Source organism: uncultured Methanobrevibacter sp. (assembly GCF_947166415.1).
GTDB lineage: Archaea > Methanobacteriota > Methanobacteria > Methanobacteriales > Methanobacteriaceae > Methanocatella.
This window is the reverse complement of the sequence record NZ_CAMVEE010000010.1, coordinates 24,423-50,414: the sequence shown is the minus strand read 5'-3', so window position 1 is coordinate 50,414 and position 25,992 is coordinate 24,423. Positions and strand designations below refer to the sequence as shown.

At 33.2% G+C, this 25,992-nt stretch carries 29 protein-coding genes; 13 read left to right on the top strand and 16 right to left on the bottom strand.

The features are described from left to right. The 8 genes from Q0W25_RS03420 (at position 1) to Q0W25_RS03385 (ending at position 4,254) form a co-directional block, all read left to right on the top strand. On the top strand, positions 1–129 hold the full coding sequence (locus Q0W25_RS03420; RefSeq protein WP_298518939.1) for a hypothetical protein: 129 nt from the start codon (positions 1–3) through the stop codon (positions 127–129). Continuing rightward, a complete protein-coding gene (locus Q0W25_RS03415; protein WP_298518936.1) occupies positions 107–397 on the top strand; it encodes a hypothetical protein in 291 nt (96 codons plus the stop codon). Before Q0W25_RS03420 ends, Q0W25_RS03415 begins: the two co-directional genes overlap by 23 nt. 2 nt (positions 398–399) lie before the next feature. Further along, the gene (locus tag Q0W25_RS03410) at positions 400–624 is read left to right on the top strand and encodes a hypothetical protein (protein ID WP_298518933.1); all 225 of its coding nucleotides are present in this window, start codon (positions 400–402) and stop codon (positions 622–624) included. Continuing rightward, positions 617–754, top strand: a complete 138-nt coding sequence (locus Q0W25_RS03405) for a hypothetical protein (protein ID WP_292740391.1) — start codon at positions 617–619, stop codon at positions 752–754. The genes Q0W25_RS03410 and Q0W25_RS03405 overlap by 8 nt, the downstream gene beginning before the upstream one ends. Positions 755–765: 11 nt before the next feature. Further along, on the top strand, positions 766–1,323 hold the full coding sequence (locus Q0W25_RS03400) for a hypothetical protein (RefSeq protein WP_298518925.1): 558 nt from the start codon (positions 766–768) through the stop codon (positions 1,321–1,323). A 32-nt stretch (positions 1,324–1,355) separates the two neighbouring features. Then, on the top strand, positions 1,356–1,856 hold the full coding sequence (locus tag Q0W25_RS03395) for a hypothetical protein (protein ID WP_298518923.1): 501 nt from the start codon (positions 1,356–1,358) through the stop codon (positions 1,854–1,856). 13 nt (positions 1,857–1,869) lie between these two features. Next, positions 1,870–3,564: a hypothetical protein gene (locus Q0W25_RS03390; protein WP_298518920.1), complete on the top strand. Its 1,695-nt coding sequence runs from the start codon at positions 1,870–1,872 to the stop codon at positions 3,562–3,564. Between the two features lie 372 nt (positions 3,565–3,936). Then, positions 3,937–4,254: a hypothetical protein gene (locus Q0W25_RS03385; protein WP_298518917.1), complete on the top strand. Its 318-nt coding sequence runs from the start codon at positions 3,937–3,939 to the stop codon at positions 4,252–4,254. Positions 4,255–4,297: 43 nt separating this feature from the next. On the opposite strand, the gene Q0W25_RS03380 is transcribed toward Q0W25_RS03385, so the two are convergent. The 10 genes from Q0W25_RS03380 to Q0W25_RS03335 form a co-directional block, all read right to left on the bottom strand. Next, positions 4,298–5,107, bottom strand: coding sequence for a 4Fe-4S binding protein (locus tag Q0W25_RS03380; RefSeq protein WP_298518914.1), 810 nt, complete (start codon positions 5,105–5,107; stop codon positions 4,298–4,300). After that, on the bottom strand, positions 5,107–5,502 hold the full coding sequence (locus tag Q0W25_RS03375; RefSeq protein ID WP_298518912.1) for a hypothetical protein: 396 nt from the start codon (positions 5,500–5,502) through the stop codon (positions 5,107–5,109). The genes Q0W25_RS03380 and Q0W25_RS03375 overlap by 1 nt, the downstream gene beginning before the upstream one ends. Positions 5,503–5,505: 3 nt before the next feature. Beyond that, a complete protein-coding gene (locus Q0W25_RS03370; RefSeq protein WP_298518909.1) occupies positions 5,506–5,883 on the bottom strand; it encodes a putative zinc-binding protein in 378 nt (125 codons plus the stop codon). 11 nt (positions 5,884–5,894) lie between these two features. Continuing rightward, on the bottom strand, positions 5,895–6,236 hold the full coding sequence (locus tag Q0W25_RS03365) for a helix-turn-helix transcriptional regulator (protein WP_298518906.1): 342 nt from the start codon (positions 6,234–6,236) through the stop codon (positions 5,895–5,897). Between the two features lie 59 nt (positions 6,237–6,295). Next, positions 6,296–7,705 carry a phage terminase large subunit gene (locus Q0W25_RS03360; protein WP_298518903.1) on the bottom strand — a complete coding sequence of 470 codons (1,410 nt, stop codon included), beginning with the start codon at positions 7,703–7,705 and terminating at the stop codon, positions 6,296–6,298. Then, positions 7,698–8,507, bottom strand: coding sequence for a hypothetical protein (locus Q0W25_RS03355; RefSeq protein ID WP_298518900.1), 810 nt, complete (start codon positions 8,505–8,507; stop codon positions 7,698–7,700). Before Q0W25_RS03355 ends, Q0W25_RS03360 begins: the two co-directional genes overlap by 8 nt. 14 nt (positions 8,508–8,521) lie before the next feature. Beyond that, entirely contained in the window at positions 8,522–8,662 is a 141-nt protein-coding gene (locus Q0W25_RS03350) for a hypothetical protein (protein WP_298518897.1), read from the bottom strand. A 184-nt stretch (positions 8,663–8,846) separates the two neighbouring features. Further along, on the bottom strand, positions 8,847–10,355 hold the full coding sequence (gene ltrA / locus Q0W25_RS03345) for a group II intron reverse transcriptase/maturase (RefSeq protein ID WP_298518894.1): 1,509 nt from the start codon (positions 10,353–10,355) through the stop codon (positions 8,847–8,849). An 835-nt stretch (positions 10,356–11,190) separates the two neighbouring features. Then, a complete protein-coding gene (locus Q0W25_RS03340; RefSeq protein WP_292742805.1) occupies positions 11,191–11,388 on the bottom strand; it encodes a hypothetical protein in 198 nt (65 codons plus the stop codon). A 521-nt stretch (positions 11,389–11,909) separates the two neighbouring features. Next, positions 11,910–12,848: a hypothetical protein gene (locus Q0W25_RS03335; RefSeq protein WP_298518889.1), complete on the bottom strand. Its 939-nt coding sequence runs from the start codon at positions 12,846–12,848 to the stop codon at positions 11,910–11,912. Between the two features lie 392 nt (positions 12,849–13,240). On the opposite strand from Q0W25_RS03335, the gene Q0W25_RS03330 reads away from it, so the two are divergent. Next, a complete protein-coding gene (locus Q0W25_RS03330) occupies positions 13,241–15,427 on the top strand; it encodes a DUF4268 domain-containing protein (protein WP_292740414.1) in 2,187 nt (728 codons plus the stop codon). Positions 15,428–15,477: 50 nt separating this feature from the next. Here Q0W25_RS03330 and Q0W25_RS03325 read toward each other — a convergent pair whose 3' ends face one another. Beyond that, complete coding sequence (locus Q0W25_RS03325) at positions 15,478–16,287, bottom strand: pseudomurein-binding repeat-containing protein (RefSeq protein ID WP_292740416.1); 810 nt, start codon at positions 16,285–16,287, stop codon at positions 15,478–15,480. 113 nt (positions 16,288–16,400) lie between these two features. Between Q0W25_RS03325 and Q0W25_RS03320 the strand changes: the two genes are divergently transcribed. After that, positions 16,401–16,973: a GNAT family N-acetyltransferase gene (locus Q0W25_RS03320; RefSeq protein WP_292740418.1), complete on the top strand. Its 573-nt coding sequence runs from the start codon at positions 16,401–16,403 to the stop codon at positions 16,971–16,973. A gap of 160 nt (positions 16,974–17,133) precedes the next feature. Here Q0W25_RS03320 and Q0W25_RS03315 read toward each other — a convergent pair whose 3' ends face one another. The 4 genes from Q0W25_RS03315 to Q0W25_RS03300 form a co-directional block, all read right to left on the bottom strand. After that, positions 17,134–17,529 carry a hypothetical protein gene (locus Q0W25_RS03315; protein WP_292740420.1) on the bottom strand — a complete coding sequence of 132 codons (396 nt, stop codon included), beginning with the start codon at positions 17,527–17,529 and terminating at the stop codon, positions 17,134–17,136. A gap of 111 nt (positions 17,530–17,640) precedes the next feature. Then, positions 17,641–18,567, bottom strand: a complete 927-nt coding sequence (locus tag Q0W25_RS03310; protein ID WP_292740422.1) for a hypothetical protein — start codon at positions 18,565–18,567, stop codon at positions 17,641–17,643. 13 nt (positions 18,568–18,580) lie between these two features. Next, positions 18,581–19,519, bottom strand: coding sequence for a hypothetical protein (locus Q0W25_RS03305; protein WP_298518884.1), 939 nt, complete (start codon positions 19,517–19,519; stop codon positions 18,581–18,583). A gap of 12 nt (positions 19,520–19,531) precedes the next feature. Further along, on the bottom strand, positions 19,532–20,026 hold the full coding sequence (locus tag Q0W25_RS03300; protein ID WP_298518881.1) for a hypothetical protein: 495 nt from the start codon (positions 20,024–20,026) through the stop codon (positions 19,532–19,534). A gap of 144 nt (positions 20,027–20,170) precedes the next feature. Here Q0W25_RS03300 and Q0W25_RS03295 point away from each other — a divergent pair, with 144 nt between their 5' ends. Further along, positions 20,171–20,455: a hypothetical protein gene (locus Q0W25_RS03295; RefSeq protein ID WP_292740429.1), complete on the top strand. Its 285-nt coding sequence runs from the start codon at positions 20,171–20,173 to the stop codon at positions 20,453–20,455. Positions 20,456–20,521: 66 nt separating this feature from the next. On the opposite strand, the gene Q0W25_RS03290 is transcribed toward Q0W25_RS03295, so the two are convergent. Beyond that, positions 20,522–20,965, bottom strand: a complete 444-nt coding sequence (locus Q0W25_RS03290; protein WP_298518878.1) for a hypothetical protein — start codon at positions 20,963–20,965, stop codon at positions 20,522–20,524. A 271-nt stretch (positions 20,966–21,236) separates the two neighbouring features. On the opposite strand from Q0W25_RS03290, the gene Q0W25_RS03285 reads away from it, so the two are divergent. After that, positions 21,237–22,787, top strand: coding sequence for a hypothetical protein (locus Q0W25_RS03285; RefSeq protein ID WP_298518875.1), 1,551 nt, complete (start codon positions 21,237–21,239; stop codon positions 22,785–22,787). A 131-nt stretch (positions 22,788–22,918) separates the two neighbouring features. Further along, positions 22,919–25,987, top strand: coding sequence for a type I restriction endonuclease subunit R (locus Q0W25_RS03280; protein WP_367270521.1), 3,069 nt, complete (start codon positions 22,919–22,921; stop codon positions 25,985–25,987). Positions 25,988–25,992: the final 5 nt, after the last annotated feature.

Here is a 25,992-nt window from a genome sequence, read left to right as displayed (position 1 = left end):
ATGTTAAGAAAAGAAATCAAAGGAAAAAGATATGTTATGGTCCCAGAAGAAGCATGGGATGAAATTGTTGACATATTTAAAATAATTAGAAAAAACGGTGAGCAGAATGAACAGCTATTCACCAATTGATCAAAACCAATTTGAAGACAACTACCACGGCATACTAACTCACAATGGTGAGATTAAAGTTGCCAAAGGCGATGTTGAACAAGTTATCCTCTACATTGACGATGACGGTATCGTATTGGTGGATGGTGGTAAAAAGGCATACCAGACACTAATACACTCCAAGCTATTGTCATTAATACATTATGCAGCTGAAGGAGATATTGGTTTTGTCAAATTCATAAGAGGAGAAGCATTCATTGTTGGATTCAGGAAAAACAGGAGTGAATGATTATGGAAAATGCAATTCTTGAAATGCAGAAGAATCTGGATGAAGGACATTTCATCGCATTCGTATCTGCAAATGAAGACCCTTATTGTGCGGTATTGAAATCAGATGAATTGAATTTCCCGGACAATAAAACAGTTGTTATCCGCAAAAAAGGAGGAAAGACTACAATAATTAACTTGAATTTAATTATTGAGGTTTGCATCAGGAGGTTTGGTCAGTATGCCTAAACCTGCCAGATTATATCCAAAAGAAGAACCGATGGATCCAAATCCAAAAATGATTTTCATCGGAAGCATGGTATTTGCCGTGACTATCGGCTGGATTGGAATTGCCACCGCCAGCTTTGGAGCATTATAAAGGTGATAATAATGGTAAAAGCAGAACTTATAGAAGAACCACATGTTTCTCAGGAAACTGAAATAGTTAAAGTTGATAATGTCCCTGACGTTGACGTTGCAATTGAACAATGGGACGCATATCAAAAACTATGTAAAGGACTGTTGAATGACACAGACTATCAGGAAATAGTCGTTAAAGAAAAAGATGAAGATGGAAATTACGTTAAAGTAAAAAGACACTTCAAGAAAAAGTCAGCATGGCAGAAGCTCTCAAGAGCATTCAATGTCGATACTGAAATTGTTGACCGTGACCTTGAAAGGACAAAAACCGGAAGGATAAAAGAGGCATACTACTGCGTAAGGGCAACTTTACCTAATGGCCGCAGCGTAGAATCCGATGCTTTATGCTCCCGCAGCGAAAAAGGAAAAGACAAAGTTTCAGACCACACAATAATGTCCACTGCAAAAACCCGTGCAACCAACCGTGCAATAGCTGAACTGATTGGAGCCGGAGAAGTATCAGCAGAGGAAATGTCAGCTGAAAGAATAGTTAACCAGTCAAAATTTCTAAAAGAGGATGTTAACTAATCCTCTTTAATATTTTTTAGGAGAGAATCAAAATGAGTTTTGAAAATACTAAACAAACAATATTTACAGGCACAGAGCTAGATTACGAAGAGATTGTAGAAATTCCGGAAGGATATGAAAAAGCGGAACTTAAAGACTTTGAAGACGGAACCCTATTAAGAGGCAGACCACAAATGTCTTCAGTTACATCATACACCTTTGACTACGACGGTGAAGAAAAAACCGTAAACAGATTCAAGCTATTCATCTTCCAGGATGAAGACCAGCTCTACATTGAAATCAACGTAAACCTCAAAAACGACGGCGATGACCACAAAGACATCAGAAAAGGAAGCGTACTCTTTGACTTCATTACATCAATCCTTGAACTTGAAAATGCAGGTTCAGTCGGAAAATCCAACATTGTCAGAAACGTCAACCTTGCAGAATACAGGGAATTCGTTAACAGATTATCCGAAATGACAATACAAGTCAAAGAGAAATCAGGAACCTATGTCTACTACAGTTTCATTGTAAAAGATGTCCAAGTCTAGACGGAGCTAAGAAATGAGTAATGTAGCTGAATTACCAACAAAAGATACAATAACCCTCATTATCAACAGAAAGAATGTAGATAATGTTACATATGTATTTAAAACTAAATCAGGTAATAAAATTGGAGAATACTTAAACAAATCTCCAGCTACATTATCTTCACAAAGTAATGTCGCAAAACAGTTCAAACAGATAATGGATCCCAAAGGCGAAATGAAACCCAAAAAAATCAACAGCCAATTTGCAGAACTAAAAGAGTTACTGCAGCTCAATTATGAAAATGAGCTTTCCGTAATCGAGCAGGAAATAGCTGACAAAAAGCAGGCCGAACATGAAAAGGACACTGCAAAGTTAAGGCAAGCTATCTCCAAACTGCAATCATTAAGCTGCCCGTTGATTTATATCGGAAGCCTTGTTGAATGGTTTACGGCAGGTGAGCGCAACAACATAATGTATGCCTTTACAGTATTTGCCGGACAGGTCGTTTTGGGAAATCCAATATCTGTGATATGTTTAGGTGAAGCCAGCAGTGGAAAATCCCACATACAGGAAACAGCACTGAAACTGATTCCTAAACGATTCATTGTCAATGAAAAGAAAATCACTGAAGCAGCACTATTTAATCGTGCCAAAACTGACAAGTATTTCTATGACGGAAAGATTGTCAATTACGGTGATATGGGTGGAAGCAAGGACCATGAATTCATGGAAGAGTCTAAAAACCTCATGAAGGAACTTCAGTCCGACGGATTTCTAAACAAACCGTTAAGCATACCTGACGGTGAAGGAGGATGGGAAGTCAAGGATTTGAAACTTGAAGGAAGACCCTGCTTAACTTATACCACAGTGCCCAATCATACATTTGATGAGCAGGAGATGAGCAGAAGCATTTTCATAACTCCAAGAATGGACAACAAGAAAATCTTCAACCGAAGAAACAGTGCACTTGAATTCAAGCACGGCAAAAGCTACAATACCTTAAAGAAATATGAAAAGGAAGCAGAACTCATACCATACATGCTTCTTCATCTAAAGGAAGTCTTTAAAGAGATTGTAGTGATAAATCCCTATGTCCACTTTGTCATCAACTTCCTTAAAAACTCAGCTTTCTACAAAAGGGATTTTGACAAGTTCAACGGACTTCTAAAGACAGTGACTGCACTGAACTACTATAACCACGAAGTCTATGAAGTTGACGGCAAAAAGATAATCCTCACAAACATTGCAGACGTGCAGTTGTTTATGAGTCTCTTAAAACCCTATAAGGAAAGCATATCAGCAAACCTCTCGCCAAAGGCCGTTGAGGTTTTAAATGACATCAGAAACAATATTGATGAGTGGAGGATGAGCAAGGACAGGGAAGTGCTGAACATGGGCATTACAACCAACGATTACTTCGCACTTCAAAATCTTGAACTGAGCAAAGGGTCTGTCAAGAAATACATATATGAACTGGCAAACAACGGATTTCTCCAGGTGACTGCACAATCAGGAAGATCGAATATATATGACCTGTCCAAAAGTGAGGTCATATCTATCAACTATGATTTAAAGCACATTGACGATTCGATATACGAGGATATCTGCTATGAGATTGGCGAATGGGTTGTAGACATTATGAAGGAAGATAAATTTGTTGAAGGGTTAAGTATAATGAACTTTGACAGCGAGGTCGAAAAACCGAAATGGATTGTTAAAAAACCATAAAAACCTGAAATACCATAAAAACCCAAAAAACCAAAATACTTAAAAAACCATGAAAACTTATAAAAACTTTTGTGAAAGTTTTTTTAAAAAATTACTTTCAATCGTTTTCAGGTTAATTAAAGGATTCTGCATTGGTTTTAGTGGTATGGTTTTTTCAAAAAAACTTAACTTTCAGGGATAAGCGGGAGGTAACTTTGATGAGTCCTCCCGCATACCCTGGAAAAATTCGGTATTTTAAAAAATCATTTTCATGAAACTTTCTTAAAATTCTTATTTTTTGATTTAAAGGATTTTAAGGAATATTTAAAAATACTGTCCAAAAAGTATTCAATGGTATTCATAGTATTTATGGTATTTATAAAACTGATTGTTATGACATCTATAAGAGAGCAGATAATCGAAGCTGAAGCCGAAAAGCGAGAACGGGAAGAGGAACTGTGGTTTGTTGATTACTGCAACAACTGCAAAACCGGACTGGGTTTAAAAAATGATGTTGCCTGCCATCATCCGTATTACTGTTGGCATGAAGGCCAAGCAGCTATTGTACAGGCCGAGATTGTAAGGATTGACGAGTATCGAAGACTGCACGGACATGTCACATCACAGATGTATTATAAGTATAAAGAATTAAGAAGAAGGCAAAGGCAGTTAATATGGCAGGGCCGAAGAAAACTTCTTGGAGGCAAGTAAGAGGTTATCGCCGATATGATTAACTGCAATCATTTCATTCCTATCATTTTTTTGATTTCATTTTAATCTTTTTGTATTTTTCAAAAACAATATCATATCCTTTTTTATAGAATGGACATGCCTGAATGCATTCAGTACAACCTTCACTGCAGCCGATACATAAATCTTCAACAAAACTCACAGTCTTGGTTTTCTTATCCAAAACAAGTGCATCATGTGGGCATGCTCGAGCACATGAGGTGCAGTAGTTGCAATAATCTGGAATCCAATCATAATCATTGCTTTCAGATTTTGGCAGGTTTTTGATATTCACAAGTATTGCAGCTATCTTCTGGTTGGGTCCTATTTCAGGACTTATGAGCAATCCGCTTTTTCCGATTGCACCCATTCCTGCCTTTTGTGCAAGATGTGAAAAGTCTATTGTCTCTTCACGTGGATGTGCAACCAGTGTTTCAAATCCCCGGAGCCTCAGATAATCTGAAATCTTATATGCAAGGTTTCCAAAGTCCCTGTAGAGATCATTGTTGTATTCCTGTGCCTTGGCTCCTGCACCCACTTCATGGATGCGCTGGCTGATTTCATATGAAAACACGATAGCTGAATTAAAATCAAAATCAAGGCCGTGCATGAAATAATCTTTTATATCATTAACGTAAGCTATTTCCACAACGCCCAACTGCTTTAGGTATATTTCAAAATCATCGAGAAATTCCTTTGTAACAGTATCGATTGGATTTAGTGGGTTTTCTATTTTTGATGTGTCTGGAAATGTGATGTCGCCGCAGCAGGAACTCCCGGTGGTTTTGACAAGCACATCCTGAACCAAACCGTCGAAGTTCCAGTTGTCAGCCATCAGCAACACCCGCAGCTGCATCCGGAACCTATTTCAAATCCGAACTTCTTGAGGAAGTTCCTGTAATCGAATCTGTTAAGGGTTCCTTCATCGACAAATGACAGAATGCCTATATCATCCGCTATGGCAAGATTTCTGAATGTCTTGAATGTTGAATCGTTCAATACCTTATCGACGGTATTGTCTTGGAACTTGAAGGCAATCTGTGCGAAAGGAAAGTCGAAATTGTTCCTGTCATCAATTCTGACTGTTATCTCATCGCCTTTTGTGAGGACAATGAGGTTGTCTGTGTCCGGCAGAAGCATTGCCATTTTTGCACCGTCTTTAAGTGACTTGAATTCATCATAGTTATTGTTTGCCCATTTTTGCCAAATTTCATTATCAAAATAATCCATTTCTCATCCCTCTAATTCTTCATTGATTTTGTTTTTAATGATTTCCACACATCTTTCCCCTTCACTGTCAAGTCTGAAAGGATCTGTTGCGAAAGCCTTGTGTTCTTTTAATACATCCCCAACGCCTATGGTTTTTGAAACTTCAATTCCACGATTGCTTAAAATCTTGTTGACACAGGCATTGTCGCATCCGTTGATTGCAATAATCGGGAATTTCTTAAGCATTTCATCGTTTTGCCCTTCAGTATCCGCTGAAGTTGATCCCATACAAATTGATATTACATTAGGGTTTTCTTTTTTGCAGTCTCCCACTGCAACACGTGATACCAGTCCATTGGCGCTCATTCCGTTGCATGAAGCCAAAGCTATTTTTTCAGCCATTGTTAACACCTTTATTTTTCAAATATTTGTTCAAGACTGTCAATGATGTTTTCATTGGCCAGTTTGTAGTATATCCATTTTCCCTGCTTTCGTGCTGAGAGAACTCCTTCCTTTTTCATCATGTTTAGATGATGGGATATTGTTGACTGGGACTTGTCGATTGCCTCGAGTATCTGGCAGACACACAGTTCACCGTTTTTTAAAAGATAAATTATTTTAAGTCTTGTCGGGTCCGCCAGGGACTTCAGTATTGCGGCATTGTCTTCAAGGGTTTCATCTGAAGGCAATGTCTTTATCAGGTCTTCGACTGAACAGCATACTTCACAGCTTTCATTATTATTTTCAGTTGCCATACCTAATAATATCATTTCGATATATTTAAATGTATCGATATGTTTATCTATAAAAATTATCAGGTGGAATACCACCTATCAACATCAACTCTTTGAGTTTGCTTTTCTGCAACTATTTTTTCATAACCTCCAGTGAATGCCACTACACAATCATCATGGATGGCTTCATTTGGATATGCAGTTATTTTTTCAAGAAATTCCATAGCCCATTTTTTAGTGAACCCTGTTCTATCCTTTCCAACAAGAAAAATTCCATTCTTTTGAATATCTGCTGAAACTCTTCTTGCACGGTCAACTTTATTTTCCCTTGAGTTACCCTTACCTGTAGTAAATCCTCTTCTGTTTAATTCATCGATAATGAGTAATCCAAAGTTTTTACCAGTACTTCCATCTAATTCTATATACTGGACATCTGACTTGTCACGTGCTGCAGTATTTAATATTTCATTGATTAGGTTTCTTGATTCCAGCTGAAATTCATATGAATCGAGGATGTAGATATTATCGTTCAGATCCTTAGCCAATAGAACACCTGCAGTATAATCAGGATCACTTCCTCTCAGTTTGTCATCATTCAATACTTCAGTAGCTGCAAGATCCCAATATCTGATAACTCTAACGATTGGTATTTTCATGTATTCGTCATGTGAGATTATGTGGAAGTCCGATTCATCGAATAGCTGACCTTTGACTGAAGCATACCAGTTACCGTTCATCAGCTGTTCCCTTGTTACTCTGTCAAGACCCATAAGGTATTCCTCATAGTCATTTCTGTCCAGATAAATGTTATCCAAATAGCTTGATGAAATGAATCTTATTTGTGATTTATCCTGAATGTCAGTGTCTATCTTTTCAATGAATCTTTCACGTACCCATTTGTTTCCACGCTTACCCGGATTGCTTGATGCCATCAGTTGTGTTGGGAGTTTATTGTCTTTAGTCTTACGGACTCTTGACCTCATGTAAATGTATTTGAATCTTTCAAGCTGTGTCAACTCATCAATGCCAATGAACTGATATTCCGAACCCTGGTATGTGTCGAGGTCATTGATGTTTCTTAAATATCCGAAAGTTAGTGAATTTCCATTGGGGAATGTCCATGAATGTTCGGTTCCATCCCACTTCGGTTTGATGCTTGCATTATTTTGAACTTCCTTTCGATTTAACCACTGACTTGCCTTGTGAATTAAAGCTCCTTTACGCTTCAAGTCAGATAATGTACGTCTCAAGATGAGGGCATGGTATTCATTGGCATCGTCCTGAACATAGAACAATGCCCTCATCAAAAGACTTGTTGATTTGGAACCTCCAGCTGCACCACCAATCAGAACTTCCTTTTCTGTTGCTAATATCATTTCAGCCTGCTTTGGAAATGGAGAAAATGGAATATACGGATTTTCATATACACACTTCTGAAGAATAGCTTTATCTTTAGCACTTAAATAGAATTCATTGTTTTCATCATACATTGTTATCGTCAATCTGTTTTGCAAGGATTTCTATTTCTTCCATTATGTCCTTTTGTGAGATTTCAATTTTCTTGTCTTCCAGCTCTAACATGCGGTTTTTGAATAACCTGTCCATTTCATCTTTAAATAATTTGTTTTTAGCTTCAAATGCTCTTACTGACAGTTCAAGATATCTGATTTTCAGTTCTGTTAAATCAATCAAATATCTTGCAAGGCTTTTCTCATTGGCATTGTATCTAACTTCTTGATCAAGTTTTTCAAAGTCAATTTCAAGGCCTACTGCATTTTTGGTGATTTTATCCAAGTTTTCAAGTCCTGTTTTGATGTCTGTGACCTGCTGCTGAAGTATTGTATCAATAGCTAAATCTATATTGTCTTGATGAATGTTATTGTCTGTTATTTGCTTTTGGGTAATAGCCCTGTTTGTCAGTGCTTCGGCATTTCGCTCTCTTGGGTCTTTTTCCTTATCTGTTATGTGATATTTCTTTTTGAATCTTGAAAATGTTGCTCTGCTTACTTCAAGGTCATGTTCATCATCAAGCCATCTTCTGATGCTTGCATCTGTAGCTCCCGATGTTTTCATGAGTATTATTTCATCAAGTAATGTTTCCAAGAAATCTCCTTTTGTCAGGTTCAGATTTGCCTTGAATTTCCTGTAGGTGGTGTCAGCCACTTCACAATCATATTTTGATTTTAACAATTGCCTTACTTCATTGTTGCTCATTCCTTTCTTGCAGCAGTTTATTATTTCCTGTTCGTGCTGTTCTAAAAAGAAAATGACATCTGAATTTCCTCTACCCATTGAGATTAGACCTCCTATAAATCCCTTAGCTCTTTTTCTAATTGGTTTTTTCTTGCTTCGATTAATCTGTACTCAGTCTGTTTTATGATTTTTTCAAAATCAGAACTTCTGCTTATTAGCATTAATGTTTCTTCGGCATTGCCCATAGCTATCATTTTCGCTCCAAGCTCATAGGCGTCCTTGTGGGTAAAAGCAGAATCTTCGACAATCTTTTTGAGTGTTATTTCAACTCTTGCGCTGATGTTGTCGGATAAGAGTGAGGAATTACTTCCCCAAACTCTCCTAAGAACCGTACGTGAGACTCACACCTCATACGGCTCAAGCAAACTTTCACCTAGTTTATAAATAGTACTTGTCCTTTCGATTTTCAAAATAATCTAGTTTGGTTCTGTCATACGGACTATAATTATGTTTAATCATAATATAATCACGATGTTTGAACCAAGACATTTTCATTAAGAACCTCCCAGATTTTGGGTCTTTCAGAAGCCATTTGCTTACATGACCATAGTCGTCTGTATGATAAGTGAAATATCTATTTTTAATCCATTTCCAACTTTTATTAGGATGCATTCTCCTTAAAAACTTATAAGTTTTATTCCATAAATGGAAATCCATATCATGAAATATCTCATAAATTACCGAGTACCTCCAGTAAAGGGCAGTACCACGAATAACTGGAATCAGTCTAAAAATAAGAGTATCCACATTATTTCCATGTGAAACTCTAAATATTTCATTTATTTTCTCTTTAAATTTCTTGATACTTTCTTTAGATGGTTTGATACGTGAAACTCCATCTTTGTATCTTCTACAATTAAATCCAAGAAAATCAAAGCCTTTGCTTAAATGAGTTATTCGAGTTTTATCTTCAGCAAGAATCAAACCTCGTTCGCTTAAATAGGGTTCAAGAAGTTCATATACCTTCAATATCTTTTTCTTAGATTTAGCAAAGATTACGAAGTCATCTGCGTATCTAACAACACGATAATCACCATATGTCCTAAAATATGATGAGATTTTCCCTTTCTTACTGATTGTAAGAATTTCTTTGTAGGAAATATTTAGTATTTGTTCCATTCCATGCAATGCAATATTTGCTAATAACGGCGACAACAATCCTCCTTGAGGAGTTCCTTCTTCAGTTTCATGATATGCGCCATCGTCAACATATCCCGCTTCAAGAAATCTTCTGATTACATTAATATATGGAAAATCTTTAAGTTGCTTTAAAATAAACTCATGAGATATTGTATCAAAACATGATTTAAAATCGCCCTCGAATATCCAGCACCATTTACCACTTTGAATATTAAAGTGGATTCTTTTAATAGCATCATGCTGACTTCTTTTGGGTCTAAAACCATAACTAGTGGGTTCAAATTTCGCTTCCCACTCTGGCTCGATGGCAAGTCGTAGAATCTCTGGGTAAACCCTATCTTTAATAGTAGGAATGCCCAGAGACCTCATTTTACCATTCTTTTTCGGAATATATGTCCTATATGCCGGTTTAGGTCTATGATGTTTGATATTTTCGTTGAGAAGAATATCTACAAGAATGCCTCTTTCTTCATTGTTAGTGGCTTTAAATCCATCAATTCCAGGTGTTGATTTTCCTTTATTAATTACTGTTACTCTATGAACTGCTTGGACAGTTGCAGAATAACTTCTGACTAATTGTCTTTGTAAGTCTCTTACTTTCTTCTTATCACCATTTTTACTAGCAAGGTATATCCGTCTTTGCAAATTAGTTACATGCCGTTTGGTTTTCTTTAAATTAATAGATTCCCAATCAGTAGTGTTTGGTTTCGCGGACGTCCGAGTTTTATCAACTGGAGTTATACACATTATCAGTCACCAAATCCTTATAATATATTTATTTTACAATTCACGTTTTATACGCATGTTGTTCACCTTTCGAAAGTTGGCACAGGTTTCCCTGCCAAAACACACAATGAAATTGTGGTTTTGGTATCTGTCCATAGTTATATTATCTCTGTATATCTTCCTATGTGCCTTTCGACCATATGACAGCTTTTGCTTTTCTTCGAAATCCCATATCCTCCAAGGAAATTAGGTTTCATTCGCAATCCACTTACCATACAATAATTGTATGGACCGTAGGAGGACTTACCAAGTTAACCTCTTATCAGATACGATCATAGGTACGATTTAGTCTATACACCGACAGAGCTATGGGCTGTGAAAATATAAACATAAAACCATTGTTTATTTCCTCTCTGTAATCCATTAGTATTTGCATTTAAGCGTTTAAAGTATTCCACCTAATAGTAACCAGTCACGATGCTTACAACTATTCACCAAAACGATTAATCGTCCTAAATCTTCCCCTAGCCCGCAAATAAAGAATACATTTTATTTGCTTAGACATTCTATCATGCAACCTATAAGTCTATTACTAGGCTTACAGTTTCAAGGGGGGAAATCCCATCACAGCAGGGATTGAGAACCGAGTTCTCACTGAACAAAAGACAGAGAAAGAGGTCCTATCTTGTCGCACGGTTTTTTCTGGTAACATAATATGTAATATGTATTTTTATATATAATAATATTATGTTATTTATATAAAAAAATATATAAAAGTAATAATAAATTTATTATTACCTTCACTTATGAAAAATAGTTTTTTAAGAGTTATATACGTGAGATATATTTTTTGAAGCTATTCCTCATCACCCATTTCGTCAAGTTCCTTTTGAAGGTCATGGATTTGCATTTCCTTATAAAACCTTTCAAATTTTCCGACTTCAATGAGATAAGCTGAAACTTCAAGAGCATCTCTATAGGTATAATTAGACTCTTTGATAATTTGCTTTTTGTCTTCATCCATGTAGGATGATGTATTATTTATATTGGCCATAGCTATTACAACCCGTATATAATAATTAATATAATATTTTATTATTCAAATTATATAAAATTATCATTAACAATTCATGGTCAATGTTTCAAAAATAAGAATTAAACGCCTAAATATATTGAGTTGAATTGATTATGGAGTTTTTTTAGAAAAAAAGTTGAATAACGAGCTATTCTCCATAATAATTCAACTGCCTCACCATTACTAATCCACCCAAACATTTTTGAGTGGTAATAATTAATCTTGTTTTAAAGATATTTAAAGAAAGTGTGAGAGCATTTGATGACTATTCTTTACCATCATCAATGCTAATTTGGATTGTTTCATAGTCACTGTTCCAACAAGATATTGTTAATAAAAGTAATAGCTACTTTTTTAGATTTGATTTAATTATATGTCTTTGACATTAACGGAAGGGTTTTCGAATATCAAAATGGATTTAGAATTGTGATATATATGCAATAGTTTGAAAAACAATTGTTAATCTGTAATTGGACATGTTAATGTTCAGACATTATGAATTAATTAACATGTTCGTACTGCAAACCGGTTTGTTCTATCTTATCCATGATTATATCAACAAGATATTTTTCTTTTGTTTTGAAATGAATCAATTCTTCATTGGAAAATCCAATATAGAATAAGTAATAATCATCTTCCTGATCCACTTTAAAATATCTGAAATCTTTGTATTTATGATAGATATAAGGGCGTTTAATTATAATTCTATCATCTTTTATTTCTAATTGAGTTTTAACCCATTTCATTTCTTCTTTTGCTTCAGCTAGAAGTACGCCTGTTGCTAAAAATAGAGCTGCACTTGCAAGTGCAGTATTTGATTTGACATTAGTGAATATTTCAATATCTACTTTAGATTTAAAAGGGATTTCCTTTTTAACGGACTTATTTTCTTTAACATGACTTTGTGCATCGGATGAATCCTCTTCATATAATTTTCTTAATCTTTCAGCAGATTGATTGATTTTAGTTGATGAACTGCTTTTACGTTTGGGTCCAAATTTAACTGGTTCTTCTGGTTTCTTTTTCATATAATCCTTAGGAAGAGGAGTAATATTTTTATGATTTTCATAAGATGGATTATTATTTAAATCTTCACGTTCAATATCATATTTCTTAGCATAATCCTCTCCAAAATAATCATCTAAATCTTTCTGAACGATAAATTTAGAAGTGTCAATACCTTTTAAACTCATATCATATAGAGTATTGACATCCATTTTTAGTATTTCCATATATCTTTGGTTCATGTTAAATTCTTCAAAATTAGATTCATTAATTTCAGATTTGATTATTAAATTAATTTTATTTAAATCGATTGAAGCATGAGAATATCTTAATTTTAATCTATTTAAATAATCTTCGTTTTCAAAGAATTTATTGACTTTTTTATTAATTTTTCTCTCATTATCCATTTCATGAACTTTATCGAAAAGACCCATAGTATCACTGATTCATATACTATTTAATAATATATCATCCCATATTTTTAATAGTTTCATTCCTATTAAATTATGGATGTTACCCTTAATTAAATTGAATGTATTATTTTCACCCCAATGTTAGGAGCACTCTTTTGACATTAACGGAAGTGTTTTGGAATATCAAATGTGATTTTAAACTGCGATATATATGAAATCATTCTAAAAGTTAGATTCCAATAGAGAAAAGCTAAACGTTAATGTTATTTATTTTATGACAGTTAAATTCCGGATTTTATTATAAATACATCCATTTCAAAACATTATTCCTAATTTTTCAAAAATAATATTTTAAATAGCTTAATCGTATATAAATATACATAACTTATTATTAACATGAGAAAGGGTTCAATATGGATGCAGGAAAACAAAACTTATTAAATTTTTTAGGTCAAAACCAACAGTTGTCAATTCCAATCTATCAAAGAAAGTATAGTTGGACAGATAAAGAATGCAATCAGTTATTTGAGGATGTTGTACGTGTGGGAAACTCCACAGATGAACAGAACCATTTCATCGGTTCAATTGTATATATGAACCAGAAAGGACATATTGCAAGCCCAATCAACAAATTAATGATTATTGACGGACAGCAAAGGATTACTACAATATCCCTGCTTGTCTCAGCATTAAGCGATTATCTGTTTAAAAATCCGAATGAGAATATAATGAATCCTTATAATTTAATTAATTACTATCTCATTAACGATAAGGAAACCGGCGAACTTAAATATAAACTTATTCTAACTGATGACGATAAAGTTACTCTAAAAAAGATTATTGACAACTTGACTGCAGAAGACAAAATACCTTTTGACGAAGATGATTCAATTAGAGTTAAAGAGAACTATGAATACTTTAAAAGAAGAATCAATGACGATAACGTTGAACTTATTTATCAAGGCCTAAATAAATTACTAATAATCTTTGTGGCATTAGAACACAATATTGACAACCCTCAACTCATCTTTGAAAGTTTAAATTCAACAGGTTTAGAACTGTCTCAAGCAGACCTTATCCGCAATTATATTCTTATGGGTTTAGATCCAGAACAACAGGAAAACCTTTATACAACTTACTGGCAAAAGATAGAAAAAACATTTGAAGAATCAGGAAGCTTGTTATTTGATAAATTCATCAGAGACTATCTGACTGTCAGAACAGACAAAGTACCAACATTTAGAAATATCTACAGAGATTTCAAAAAATATTCCAGAGAATATGAAAATATAGAACTTCTCGTAAAGGACGTCTTTAAGTTTTCCAAATACTTCTCATGTATCGCTTTTGGCAGTGAACAAAATGCTAAATTAAAGGAAGCACTGGACAGCTTAAGCAATATGGGATATGATGTTACCTATCCTTTTTTATTACACTTATATAAAGACTATGATGCTGAACTTTTATCAGCAGATGAATTTATTGAAATTATAAGATATACTGAAAGCTATTTGCTTAGAAGACTAATATGTAATATTCCTACACCTTCACTGAATAAAACATTTGCTAAAATGTATAATGAACTTGATACCGAAAATTATTCAGAATCTTATCAAGCAAGACTTGTTTTAAAAGAAAACTATCAAAGAATGCCAAAAAATAGAGAATTCGGAAGAAACTTCAGAGAAAGAGACATCTATAATTTAAAAGGCAAGAATAAAGAGTATATTTTTGATAAGTTTGAAAACTGGAATTCCAAGGAAAAAACTCCTGTTGAAGCTTATACTATTGAGCATATCATGCCTCAAAATCCAAATCTCTCTCAGGAATGGAGAGATTGTTTAGGTCCAAATTGGGAAGAAATTCAAAAAACCTATCTTCACACAATTGGAAATCTAACTCTTACAGGTTACAATCCAGAACTAAGTGACAGACCTTTCCAAGAAAAAAGAGATATGGAAGGCGGATTTAGACAAAGTGCCATCAGATTAAATGTTTATTTACATGACCTGGAAACATGGAATGAAACAGAAATCAAAAAAAGAACAAACCACCTTATTGAAAAAGCATTTAAAATATGGAAATATCCGGAAATATCTCAAGAGGTCATTGACAAATATGCTCCTAAAGAAGATACTAGTCCTGAAATTGATGAATCTGACCTTACTTCAGTTGAAAAATTAAGATTGGAATACTGGACTGAATTTAATAAGTATTTAAATGAAAATGATGATTTGTTTGTTTATCCAATACCAAATAAAGATAATTGGTATTCATTATTCATGAAAACTGGTTTGGCACATATTGAATTAACAATTTCACTCGTTCAAAAAAATACTATCAACGCTCATTTTAGAATCAAAAAGAACAGCAATGAAATCTTTGACCAATTATATAGTCAAAAAGACACTATTGAATCTGAAATAGGCATGGAATTGGAATGGGATAAAGGCGAAAATAAAAAAATATCAAAGATTGGAAAAACTTTAGATATTGATATTAATGACAAATACAATTGGGAAAAAGCTATAGAATGGCAATATGGCCTGGCAGCAAAATTGCGCAATGTAATTTTACCTAAAGTGAAAGATTTAAATTAAACTGTTTCGATTGAGGTTATTGTAAAAAAGGAAATGAGTTAACATTAACGTTAACTACTATACAAATCTGTAAATATCCAAGATGGATCGTAAGCTATTAAATAACCATCTTCACACCATATTGCTCTGACATTACCGGAAGTTGTATCTGCCACTGCAGCAGGATCACGGTTAATCCATTTTCCTGAAGTATGCTTCTTATGTCTTAATCTTAATCTGATATGTCCAGTACCGCTGACACGACATTTGACATGGACAAACTGCACGTCATAGCCTAAACTTTTTGCAATACGATAATATACCTGTCCCCAGTCAACGCAGTTGGAACCTTTACCTTCTTTAGCGTCAGTTATTGTTTTCTTGTCTGTTTTTTGTGAATCAAAGTATTTGCTGTACAATTTCTTTTTAGCTATTACTGCCAATGCCTCATCAATACTATTACCTTTGAAAGTATAAGTCTTTATAAATAACTTCATTGTTGAATCGTTATAGTCCGGCAGTGTTGACTTTCTGTATACTATAGCCGGAAGTCTTCCGTTTGCTCTGATGTAGCTTTCAGTCCTTATGGCCATGTCAACATATTCAGCCTTGTCAATTTGAGTTCCATTCTTTAATGTTACATAGTTTGGAAGGAAATCCAAAGAACTGTTATCCTTAATCAAAGCCATTGTATACATTGCAACTAGCTTGTCTGAACCTAGCTTCTTGGCTTTCTTTTCTATATCGCTGCAGTTACCTTTTAATGTCAATATCTGGTAATGGTCACGTTTCTTATAGTTTTTCTTGTTCTGGATTAACCAGAATGCAATTGAGTTCATTGCCTGGCAAAAACTTGTCCAGCTAATATTGTCTTCTGTCATATATTATAATTTGTATTATCCTATTTATTATATTTTTTATATAAAAAAATATTATATTCATGAAAAATAATTTATTCAATAAAAACATACTACAAGTTAAAGGTGTATTTCACATGAACATGAGAAAAGCAACAGCAGATGACGCCCCAGAAATTGTTAACATAATGGATTACTACATGAAAAACACCGCAGTCCACTTTTCATATAAAGCACCCGAAATAGATGATTTCAGACAGGAAATGATATATATAACTGAAAAATTCCCCTTTTTCGTGCTCGAAGATAAAAGCTCCATCAAAGGCTTTGCCTATGCCAAGCCCTTTTCAGATGTGCCTGCCTATGACTGGTCCTGTGAGCTTACAATATATATCAAAGAGGATTTCAAACGAAAAGGCCTTGGACGAAAACTCTACCTTGCAGTTGAAGATGCAGTGAAGATGATGGGAATAAAAAACATGTACTCATACATCGCATACACAGAAAGGGAAGATGAGCATCTGGACAATTCAAGCATGAGATTCCATGAAAAGATGGGTTTTGAAAGAGTTGCAAGATTCTCCAAATGCGGATACAAGTTCGACACATGGTATGACGTCATCTGGATGGAAAAAATCATCGCAGAACATGAAGACCATCCCAACAGAATAATGAGCTACAGAGACCTTGATGAAATGGCTGCAAGATAAATACTGCTTTTTTTAAAACTGACATTAAACAGGCAGCTATTGATTTAATTGTATGTCCCTGACATTAACAGCAGAGGTTATTGATACCATACTGGTTTTTAAACCATGATATATATCAAACAGTTTCTAAAAATAAGTTTTAAACAGTTAATGGCTGTCGTTAATGTTGGATATTTCTGTTATGGATCCATTCCCTATGTTTTCCAATAGCTACTCTAACAATAACGTCGATAAGATCAAGTTCATCAATCTGTTTGAAGTAATAATAAGCAGATCCTTCAAGCATCTGCCTTAAATCATAGAATGGTCTTGGTTTTATTGCTTCCGGATGCATCAGTCCGTAATTTTTGAGTAACTTAACGTTTTCTGTTTCGTATTTCTCCAGTTTGGATTTCTGGACTTTGGTTGCTACTGTCTTTTCCTTTTTGTCAAAAATCCTGGCTATCTGTGATGAATCAATTAATATGCTGGATTCAATCAAGAGCAATGTTATTTCTTTTCCTTTGACTGTTATTGTTGTCGGATGTGAATTTTCACTATCTAGAATCAATTTCATTTTTATAGCCTCTATTATATAATATGGCGATTATTCAATATAAAAAATATGAGACGAAGAAATTAGTGAAGCTATTGAAACTTCACTAATTTCGGAGATAAAATATGGCTTTTATGCTCTGAAATTACCTTTGATTATTCTGTTAGGTGCATTCATTAATACTCCAACGCTTGACAGGATGAAGAGTTTGGTATACATTGGCAACTCATCCCTGATGTCCTTTCTCATGAATTCGATTAACGGATAAAAATCATACATCTCACCGTCAGGCCCTAACGGAGCAACGGTAGTTCCGGTAGTTCTTGAATATAACAATTTCATTCCTGGGTTTATGTAGTCCATGCCGATATAGGTCTTGTCACCCATCTCTGAACCTCCGTCACATACTGCTGTTCCTAAAATATCGATGTTGTCAACACCGTAATAGCTTTTGATTAACTCTACCGGTTCGACCTGTCTGTTGCTTGAGAAGATGTCAGACTTTAAGGTTGTTAATGATTTGTAGCTAACAGCCATTGAGTTAAGGTTAGCATAACTTCCTGCACTTTCTTTGAACTTTTCCTGAGCTTTGAGGATTGTCATTCCGGTATCGTCACCTGCTTGGAAGTTGTAGGTGGAAACTTTACTGGAGTTCATGATCATATCAATAGCTGCCTTTTCGATGCTTCTGCCTATTAATATTCCAACATCCTGTAGCATGTCATTAACAGATATTAAGTTGGAATCAAGCATCTGTGCTGAAACGTTCAATACGCCCCCAATGGTGTCTATGCTGACAGTTTCTGAGATTGGTTTTCTGACATTTAACTCCTGTAAAGTAGCACCCGGAGCAATGTCTTTAGCCTCACCCAATACACCGGACTGAATAGCTTCCTCAATATTTACACGCTGTGACATGTAAGTATAATACTGACTGTTCTCTTCAATCTCCTGTTTTGGAAGCAACCTTGTGAATTTCATCCACTTTGCAGAAGTATCGGCAACTATCTGTGCCATCACTTCATTTTGTACTTTAGCATCATTTCCTTTGGTTAACATGATAATCACATCCTTATGGTCTGCAGGTACCTTTCAGGGCAAGACCAGGTTTATTCAACAATATTCCGACTTTACTTTGGATGAACAATTTTGTATACTGAGGTAACTCATCATAGATATCTTTACGCATGATTTCTATGATAGGATAGAAGTCTGCAATGTTTTCATCACTGGTAATTGGTGCAACAGTAGTTCCTGAAGATTTAGAGTACAATACTGTTAATGGAGCATTCCTTAAGTCAAATCCGATATATTGCTTGTCACCAATTAATGATCCTCCATCAGCTTGGGTGGTACCTAACAAATCGATATTGTCAATACCGTAGTATTCCTTAATGTCTTCTACAGGCTGAACCAACTTGTTTGATGAGTAAGCTAACTGTTTAACATAGCTTAAGGTTTTGTATGACTCAGCCATTATTGTTAAATCAGCCCCTGCACCGGCATTGCCTTTGAAAGCTTCCTGTGCCTTGATGATGAAGTTTCCGAAGGTCTCCATGGTATCATCGGTTTGGGTTGTGTTATATTGCGGAACGTTCGGTGAGCTGATTAAAGTATCGTAAATGTTGTATTCGATACGGTTAGCAATAACTGTAGCTACATCCCCTAACAAATCCTCAAATGAAACGATATCAGAATCAAAGACATCCTTGTTGACGTTTAAAACACCACCGACAGTGTCAATGCTGATGGTGTCTGTTACCGGTTTTCTTATATTCAGCTCTTGAAGGCTTGCACCCTGAGCAATATCTTTTGCCTCACCGAGCAATCCTTTTTTAATAGCTTCATCGAGATTAATGTTCTGTCTGAAGTAAGTGTAGTAATCAGAATTCTCTTTGATTTCTTGTTTAGGAAAGAGTCTTGCAAGCTTTAACCTTTTTGCAGTTTCATCAGTAATGGTTTGAGCTATTACCTCATTTTGAACTTTGGTATCATTTCCTTTTGTAATCATTAACTATCACCTTTAAGTCTGGCCAGTTTCACCGATGTCATACGGCCTGAAAACTTCTATGTAATTGTAATCATCTGAACTAGCTACAGGATGCATTGCAATATATTCTCCGTCATCTGATTTGATAGCTCCAGTGCTGGTTAAAGCTATTCTGTCATTAACTGCAATGTTTGATAATCCACTAGCTAATTTCAATCTGAATAAATGACCCAATACAAGAATTGCTGTTTTTCTTTTTCCACCAGTCATGGTAACCGGATCATTGACTGCAATACCTAAAATGATTTCACCTTCAGCAGCAGTATATTTTTTAACGGTTGGTTTTCCGATATCTGAATTGGCTGATAATGTTACAACATCATCTGTCTTAATTTTGTTTCCTGCATATTCGTAACCAGGAGTTTCTCCAGTAGGGGTTGTTACGGTGGTTGCAGTGATAGTACCTTCATCTAATAAGAATGTAGTGACTTCTTTTCTTTCTTCAAGTAAAACAATTGAATCTGGCATAAATGTCCTCCACTTAAATTATTATCTAATTTATTATATAATTTATTATTTATAATATATAAATATTTATATAGTATAGCTACTTTTTTAAGCGAAAACACTATAATGTAAAAATTCCAATAATTAATTTCAAAGGTGATAAAAATGGAAAAAACACTTGAAGAAAGTCTTAATGACATGTATCGCATAGGTGCGATACAGGGAGAACACAACATTAACTGGGCCGATGAATATAATCTGTTGGAACACTCCAAGAACTATTATAAAAAAATAAAAACAATTGCAGACGAATATGGTGTTGGCTTTGATTTTAAGCTCGAAGATTATCGTGAAGATTCAGATTATGAGGAATATAATTTATGGGACAGGTTGGCATTCGATTTAAGTGAGAAGTTAAAGGAACATATTCTAATTGGTGTGAAGGGATAGAATAGAAATAAGCCAATAATTGTTAAGGGTTAATTTTCTCTGACTTATTTCTATTAGAAAACAAGTTTATAGGAGTGATTTGTTTTCACAATAATATTTGTTAATATTGCTAAAAATTATTTTCGGCATCAATAATTGATTGATCTGCTCGCCAGACTCAATCATTTTAATAGCTATGTCAAAATTGGTTTTGATTTCACTCATCAGTTTCAGTTCTGAGTTCCATGTTTCATTTTCATAATCTCTGGTGATTCCCCAAATACTAGCATCAAGTTCGCCTTCGATTAGCTCTTCATTTAGAAGTTCTTCATAGATTGAGAAATATTTTTCCTGGATGTTTTCTCTGAGTTGTTTTAATTGTTCATAATCTTTTATTAAATCTTCAACTTTGAATTTGTATAATTTGAATCTGTTGTAGTCTGACATTAGCTTCATTTGTCTGAAAGCATCAAGCACTTCTTTTTCATCATCTTCAAGTTCGTCGTATTTTCTAAATCTGTCTTCGGTCATGATAATCACTATTTAATATCTGAATAACAAATTATAAAAGTCTGAGGCAAAATTTATATTAGATTGTAATTTTACTAGTTAAAAATAATATTTAATAAACATATACTTACAAAAAATACTAATGTTAATATCCAATTAAATATTAATGGAGAATTGCTTTTGAAAGGTATTTGATGATATCTAAAACAAAAAGCACAATAAATAGCTTATATTAAAGAAATAGAATTAATGATTAAAGTACCATGATATTTAATAATCTGGAGAATTTGTTATGTGTTATAAAATTCCAATTATTCCTCCATTAAATTTTAAAAAAGATGATGAAAATCATTATAATTTTAAAATAAATGATGGTGGTTTATTTCATGAAAATAAAAAGTATTTTAAGTTGTCAGATATCAACATTAATATTTATGACTCAATTACAATATCATGCCGGATTCATGTTTTTGAAATTAAAGCCCCCTTTTGCAGGAGATTTAGTGATGTTGATAATGTAAAGTTTAACATTAAATGTTCTACAGACAAATATGATATTCATATTCATGGTTTTCATATAAATGATGATACATTCAATATGTGGGAATACACTCACAAGGTTGTTGGAACTTGTGATGAAATAATTTTTATTCATAAAGGCTATGTTCCAAAAAATGGAATAAAAAAAGTATGGTCTATTCTAGAATATGAAGGTCTTTACCATCCTTATTATGAAAGATTTAAATCTGAAAAATTAAATGAGATTTATTTGAAATCATGTAATACTGAAGATTTTAAAAAAGAAGATGAATCAGAAGAATCTATTTTAAAATTCAATGAATTACTTAAAAAACAACAAGAATCATTTAATCAACTTTTAGGCAAGGATACTTTCTTATATTATGAATTTGATGATAGTGAAGAAAAATTCATAGAAATTATTAATAATTTTGATGGCCTATTTAGATTTTATGATTCTAATTTATTGCCTTCAAGAATGAAAATTATCCAATATGAAAATAATAAACTTGAAATTAAAATCAAATCAAAAAATGTTCATAAAATTAATGGAAACTCTATTTTTTGGAATATATCTATAAATTTTATTAATTTCATCAATTCCATATATGATAATTATTGTGAGAGTAAGAATGGTGAAATTGATATAGATTATTTATTAGATTATTATGTTTGGATTAAAAATGAACCATATCTAGAAGTGCGACTTATATTGTGTTCTGCATTCATGGAAGTTTTTAAAAATAATAAAAGCGATGATTCAAATAGAAATCAAAGAGTTAATTTTAATAAAGAATTAACAAAAAGGTTCCGATATTTAAAATTAGATAATACAAAACTTTTAGAGATTTTGCAAAATGAAATCTTTATAATTCTAAATAATATTGAAAATAATTTTTTATCATCTAATCATAACAAAAGAGATGTCAATCTTGTTTCTAATTTTTTTAAGATGAATTATGTTGTTACTTCGATTGAAGTTTATAGGAATAAAGTCATACATTCCGGAAAATTTAGATTAACTTCTGGAGATATTGATAAAATAGTAAATAAAATAAAACATCATGCCAAACAAGTTTTTAATAAAAATTCTCAAAAAGAATTAATAGACTTGATGTATGACGATATTAATACACAATTATACTCTGCCAATTGTCTTAAAGATATTGCTAATCAAGCAGGATTTTTTGAAGAAATTGTTGAAATTATACTATTATCCTATTTAAAAGTTAATTGTAATTTGAATTTTTCAATTAAAGGTGATGATTCTCCATATAGATCCAATTCTAAAAGATATATTAATAATTTCAAATTAGATGAATAAAATAACATATTTAATTTTAAATAATTATTTTTGGTTTATTATTGGATTAAAATTTTTCTAACACACATAATATGCATTTTGATTATTATTAACGAACTTAGTAAAACTTAATAGTACATGGTTATATAAATATGAATAATACAATATTGTGTTTATCTTATAATATGTCCTCAGGGGTTGGTCTTATTTCCATTTATAATGAAGATGCATATGAAAAATCATTGATTGAATTATTTCAAAATTTAGGTTACATGTATTATTATGGTCCAGATATAGAAAGAGATTATAAAAATCCTCTTTATATGGATGATTTAAATGTATTATATCAAATTAATAATAAATTAGATAAAGAAGCTGTTGATAAAGCAGTTGCGGTAATTCAAGATTTTGGAATTGGTTCGGTTGAAGATAAAAATAACAAATTTATGGAATATCTTCAAAATGGAGTTAATGTTAATTACTGGAAAGATGGAGAAGAAAAATCTACTCATGTTAAATTAATTGATTTTGAAAATCAAGGAAATAATGCATTCACTGTTATTAATCAATGGACTGTTGAAGAAAAAGAAATTAAACGTCCAGATATTATTGTTTTTGTAAATGGATTCCCATTAGTAGTATGTGAGTTAAAATCTCCTTCAAGAGAAGACACAGATACCTCTGAAGCTTATAATCAATTAAAAAAATACATGCAAGTCATTCCATCACTTTTTAATTATAATGCTTTTTGCGTAATGAGTGATATGTCAATTTCAAAAGCAGGAACAATAACTGCATCTGAAGACAGATTCATGGAATGGAAAACAACTGACGGAAGTTATGAAACAACACAATGGGCTGATTTTACAACATTCTTTAAAGGAATATTTGATACAACAAGATTTTTAGACATATTAAAGAATTTCATTTTATATTCAAATGATTCAACAACTAAAATTAAAATCCTTGGAGCATACCATCAATACTTTGCAGTTAATAAAGCCGTTAACTCAACTGTTAAAGCTATTAGAAGCGATCATAAAGCAGGAGTATTCTGGCACACTCAAGGAAGTGGAAAAAGTTTATCCATGGTATTTTATGTTAACAAACTACAACAAAAACTTGAAAGCCCAACATTCGTAGTAATTACAGACAGAAATGATTTAGATGGGCAATTATTCTCACAATTCAGTAAATGTAGTAGTTTTTTAAGACAAACCCCAAAACAAGCTACAAGCATGCAAAACTTAAAAGACTTACTAAAAGATAGGAAAGCTAATGGAATATTCTTTTCAACAATGCAGAAATTTGATAATTACGATGATGCACTAACAGACAGGGATGATGTAATTGTAATATCTGATGAAGCACACCGTAGCCAATATGGTTTAGAAGAAACAGTAGACCCGGATACTGGTGAAATAAAAATAGGTGCTGCAAGAAGAATACACAACGCACTTCCAAATGCAACATTTATTGGATTTACAGGAACTCCAATTTCAAGAGCAGACAAAAACACTCGAGAAGTATTTGGAGACTACATCGATATTTATGATATGACTCAATCAGTAGAAGATGGAGCAACTGTACCAATAAGCTATGAAAGCCGTATTGCTGAGATACAACTTGATGAGTTAGTCTTACAACAAATTGATGATAAATATTGGGAACTTAGAGAACAAGCTGAAGAGTACAATATTGAGAGAAGTAAACGTGAGCTAAGTAAAATGGAATCATTGCTTGGAGCTCCTGAAATAATTGACGATATCTGTAAAGACATTGTTGATCATTATGAAAACAATCGTGCTAATGAATTAACTGGTAAAGCAATGATTGTTGCATATTCAAGACCAATAGCAATTAAAATGTATGAAAAAATATTAGAGCTACGTCCTGATTGGGATGAAAAAGTTAAAGTGGTTATGAGTGGTTCTAATAAAGACCCTGAAGAATGGCATGAAATAATTGGGGATAAATCATATAAAAAAGAACTTGAAAAGAAATTTAAAGATGATGACGACCCAATGAAAATAGCTATTGTAGTTGATATGTGGCTTACAGGATTTGATGTTCCATCCCTTGCAACAATGTATGTATACAAACCAATGAAAGGCCATAACTTAATGCAAGCTATTGCACGTGTAAACAGAGTATTCAAAGGAAAAGAAGGAGGACTCATTGTTGATTATATTGGAATAGCTTCAGAGCTTAAAAAAGCAATGAGTGAATACACAGAAAGAGATAATAAGAATTATGGGGATATGGATGTCCATAAAGTTTATACCAAATTCCAAGAAAAACTAGAAGTTTGTCAAGATTTATTCCACGGATTTGATTACTCAAAATTCTTCGGTGACAGTAATCTTGAAAGATCAAAAATTATTTCTGGTGGAGTAAACTTCATGCAGGACATATCTCGTGAAGAAACCAAAAAACTATTTTTAAAAGAAGCATTAATACTTAAAAAATCATTATCATTATGTAGGAGTGTGGCTAAAGAAAATGAACGTTTTGAAGCTGCATTCTTTGAAGCAGTGCGAACTGTTATTGTGAAGGTTTCTTCAGATAAAAAATTATCCATTCACCAAATTAACGAACAGATTACAAATTTACTTAACCAATCCATTAAAAGTACTGGAGTAATTAATGTAATAAATGTTAGTGAAGAAGTATCCTTATTTGACCCTGAATTTTTAGATAAAGTACGCGCATTAGATTCCTCCAATTTAACTGTATCAATTTTACAAAAATTACTTAATGATGAAGTAAAAGTTTATACTCGTAAAAACATTGTTAAATCTGAAGAATTCTCTAGCCTTTTAAAACAAACAATGAATAGTTATGTTAATGGCCACATCACTAATGATGAAGTTATTGAAGAATTAATAAAGATTGCAAGACTTCTACGTGATGCACACAAAGAAGGTGAAGAATTAGGATTGTCTGAAGAGGAATTAGCTTTCTACAACGCAATAGCCCTTCCCGAGAACATCCACGAGTTTTACGATAACGAAACATTAATTAAGATTACACAAGAGCTAACAGAATCTTTACGAAAAAATAGAACCATTGATTGGCAGAAAAAAGAATCAGCAAGAGCTAACATGAGAAAAACTGTAAAAAGGCTCCTGAAAAAATATAAATATCCTCCAGAAGATATGGAATTTGCTTTAGAAAAAGTTATTGCACAATGTGAATTATGGGCAGATGTTGAAATTTAGGTGAT

Excerpts from the sequence above, each read along its gene's own strand:
- Q0W25_RS03420 (WP_298518939.1), top strand. The coding sequence starts at position 1 with ATGTTAAGAAAAGAAATCAAAGGAAAAAGATATGTTATGGTCCCAGAA.
- Q0W25_RS03415 (WP_298518936.1), top strand. The coding sequence starts at position 107 with ATGAACAGCTATTCACCAATTGATCAAAACCAATTTGAAGACAACTAC.
- Q0W25_RS03410 (WP_298518933.1), top strand. The coding sequence starts at position 400 with ATGGAAAATGCAATTCTTGAAATGCAGAAGAATCTGGATGAAGGACAT.
- Q0W25_RS03405 (WP_292740391.1), top strand. The coding sequence starts at position 617 with ATGCCTAAACCTGCCAGATTATATCCAAAAGAAGAACCGATGGATCCA.
- Q0W25_RS03400 (WP_298518925.1), top strand. The coding sequence starts at position 766 with ATGGTAAAAGCAGAACTTATAGAAGAACCACATGTTTCTCAGGAAACT.
- Q0W25_RS03395 (WP_298518923.1), top strand. The coding sequence starts at position 1,356 with ATGAGTTTTGAAAATACTAAACAAACAATATTTACAGGCACAGAGCTA.
- Q0W25_RS03390 (WP_298518920.1), top strand. The coding sequence starts at position 1,870 with ATGAGTAATGTAGCTGAATTACCAACAAAAGATACAATAACCCTCATT.
- Q0W25_RS03385 (WP_298518917.1), top strand. The coding sequence starts at position 3,937 with ATGACATCTATAAGAGAGCAGATAATCGAAGCTGAAGCCGAAAAGCGA.
- Q0W25_RS03380 (WP_298518914.1), bottom strand. The coding sequence starts at position 5,107 with ATGGCTGACAACTGGAACTTCGACGGTTTGGTTCAGGATGTGCTTGTC.
- Q0W25_RS03375 (WP_298518912.1), bottom strand. The coding sequence starts at position 5,502 with ATGGATTATTTTGATAATGAAATTTGGCAAAAATGGGCAAACAATAAC.
- Q0W25_RS03370 (WP_298518909.1), bottom strand. The coding sequence starts at position 5,883 with ATGGCTGAAAAAATAGCTTTGGCTTCATGCAACGGAATGAGCGCCAAT.
- Q0W25_RS03365 (WP_298518906.1), bottom strand. The coding sequence starts at position 6,236 with ATGGCAACTGAAAATAATAATGAAAGCTGTGAAGTATGCTGTTCAGTC.
- Q0W25_RS03360 (WP_298518903.1), bottom strand. The coding sequence starts at position 7,705 with ATGTATGATGAAAACAATGAATTCTATTTAAGTGCTAAAGATAAAGCT.
- Q0W25_RS03355 (WP_298518900.1), bottom strand. The coding sequence starts at position 8,507 with ATGGGTAGAGGAAATTCAGATGTCATTTTCTTTTTAGAACAGCACGAA.
- Q0W25_RS03350 (WP_298518897.1), bottom strand. The coding sequence starts at position 8,662 with ATGATAGCTATGGGCAATGCCGAAGAAACATTAATGCTAATAAGCAGA.
- ltrA (WP_298518894.1), bottom strand. The coding sequence starts at position 10,355 with ATGTGTATAACTCCAGTTGATAAAACTCGGACGTCCGCGAAACCAAAC.
- Q0W25_RS03340 (WP_292742805.1), bottom strand. The coding sequence starts at position 11,388 with ATGGCCAATATAAATAATACATCATCCTACATGGATGAAGACAAAAAG.
- Q0W25_RS03335 (WP_298518889.1), bottom strand. The coding sequence starts at position 12,848 with ATGGGTCTTTTCGATAAAGTTCATGAAATGGATAATGAGAGAAAAATT.
- Q0W25_RS03330 (WP_292740414.1), top strand. The coding sequence starts at position 13,241 with ATGGATGCAGGAAAACAAAACTTATTAAATTTTTTAGGTCAAAACCAA.
- Q0W25_RS03325 (WP_292740416.1), bottom strand. The coding sequence starts at position 16,287 with ATGACAGAAGACAATATTAGCTGGACAAGTTTTTGCCAGGCAATGAAC.
- Q0W25_RS03320 (WP_292740418.1), top strand. The coding sequence starts at position 16,401 with ATGAACATGAGAAAAGCAACAGCAGATGACGCCCCAGAAATTGTTAAC.
- Q0W25_RS03315 (WP_292740420.1), bottom strand. The coding sequence starts at position 17,529 with ATGAAATTGATTCTAGATAGTGAAAATTCACATCCGACAACAATAACA.
- Q0W25_RS03310 (WP_292740422.1), bottom strand. The coding sequence starts at position 18,567 with ATGTTAACCAAAGGAAATGATGCTAAAGTACAAAATGAAGTGATGGCA.
- Q0W25_RS03305 (WP_298518884.1), bottom strand. The coding sequence starts at position 19,519 with ATGATTACAAAAGGAAATGATACCAAAGTTCAAAATGAGGTAATAGCT.
- Q0W25_RS03300 (WP_298518881.1), bottom strand. The coding sequence starts at position 20,026 with ATGCCAGATTCAATTGTTTTACTTGAAGAAAGAAAAGAAGTCACTACA.
- Q0W25_RS03295 (WP_292740429.1), top strand. The coding sequence starts at position 20,171 with ATGGAAAAAACACTTGAAGAAAGTCTTAATGACATGTATCGCATAGGT.
- Q0W25_RS03290 (WP_298518878.1), bottom strand. The coding sequence starts at position 20,965 with ATGACCGAAGACAGATTTAGAAAATACGACGAACTTGAAGATGATGAA.
- Q0W25_RS03285 (WP_298518875.1), top strand. The coding sequence starts at position 21,237 with ATGTGTTATAAAATTCCAATTATTCCTCCATTAAATTTTAAAAAAGAT.
- Q0W25_RS03280 (WP_367270521.1), top strand. The coding sequence starts at position 22,919 with ATGAATAATACAATATTGTGTTTATCTTATAATATGTCCTCAGGGGTT.